Raw genomic sequence first — 1,407 nt, 5'->3', positions numbered from 1 at the left:
GTCGCACGCCGATCCGGCCTTTTCGTCCTTCATCTCGATCCACAACATGGTGGCCTCGATGATCGACCGTTTCGGCAATGACGAACAGCGCCAGCGCTTCCTGCCCAAGCTCACTTCGATGGAATGGCTGGCCAGCTACTGCCTGACCGAGCCAGGCTCCGGCTCCGATGCCGCGGCGCTCAAGACCCGTGCGGTGAAGAGCGGCGGCGACTATGTGCTCAACGGCACCAAACAGTTCATCTCCGGCGCCGGCGACAGCGATGTCTATGCCGTCATGGTGCGCACCGGCGCGGACGGGCCGAAAGGCATTTCCACCATCGTCGTGCCCAGAGATGCGCCGGGCCTCTCCTTTGGGGCAAACGAGCACAAGATGGGCTGGCACATGCAGTCGACCCGCCAGGTCATCTTCGAGGATTGCAAGGTGCCGGCGGAGAACCTTCTGTCCGACGAAGGCGCTGGCTTCGGCATCGCCATGGCCGGGCTCGACGGCGGCCGGCTGAACATCGCCGCCTGTTCGCTGGGCGGCGCGCAGTCGGCGCTCGACAAGGCGCTGTCCTACACCGCCGAGCGCAAGGCTTTCGGCTCGAAGATCAATCAATTCCAGGCGCTGCAATTCAGGCTGGCCGACATGGAGACCGAGCTGCAGGCGGCGCGTATCTTCCTTTATGCCGCCGCCTCGAAGCTCGACCGCAAGGCGCCGGATGCTGGCAAATGGTCGGCGATGGCCAAGCGCTTCGTCACCGACACCGGCTTCAATGTCGCCAATGACGCACTGCAGCTGCTCGGCGGCTACGGCTACCTGCACGACTACGGCATCGAGAAACTGGTGCGGGACCTGCGCGTGCACCAGATCCTCGAAGGCACCAACGAGATCATGCGCGTCATCATCGCTCGCGCGCTGATTGGCCGTTGAAGCCAGCAACTCTGGGAGACAGACAATGACGACGATCGCCTTCATCGGCCTCGGCAATATGGGCAATCCAATGGCCGCCAATCTGGTCAAGGCCGGGCATGCGGTGAACGGTTTCGACCTCGTTCCGGAAAACCTCACCGTCGCCAAGGAACATGGCGTGACGATTATGGCGAATGCCTTGGCCGCGGTGAAGGATGCCGACGTGGTGATCACCATGCTGCCTGCAGGCAAGCATGTCCTCTCCGTCTACGAAGACATCGCGCCCAAGGCCAGGCAAGGCGCACTCTTTATCGATTCCTCGACCATCGACGTCGAGTCAGCCCGCAAAGCCCACGCCGTCGCCAGGAAGCACGCGCTGTCGTCGATCGATGCACCGGTCTCGGGCGGCACCGGCGGGGCTGCGGCCGGCACGCTGACCTTCATGGCGGGAGGCTCCGATGATGCCTTCGCTGCCGCCGAGCCGATCCTGAAGCCGATGGCCGGCCGCATCGTCC

Annotated in this window: 2 protein-coding genes; both read left to right on the top strand. The window is 63.9% G+C overall.

The features are described 5' to 3' along the window. Positions 1-913 (top strand): acyl-CoA dehydrogenase family protein (locus EN994_RS31480; protein ID WP_127308154.1); only part of this gene is annotated, 913 nt, incomplete at its 5' end. Between the two features lie 25 nt (positions 914-938). Then, positions 939-1,407: prephenate dehydrogenase/arogenate dehydrogenase family protein (locus tag EN994_RS31475; RefSeq protein ID WP_127308153.1), on the top strand; the 469-nt coding region annotated here is incomplete at its 3' end.

It is taken from the genome of Mesorhizobium sp. M7A.F.Ca.CA.002.09.1.1, assembly GCF_003998555.1.
Lineage (GTDB): Bacteria > Pseudomonadota > Alphaproteobacteria > Rhizobiales > Rhizobiaceae > Mesorhizobium > Mesorhizobium ciceri.
This window is presented reverse-complemented; position numbering and strand designations above follow the sequence as displayed.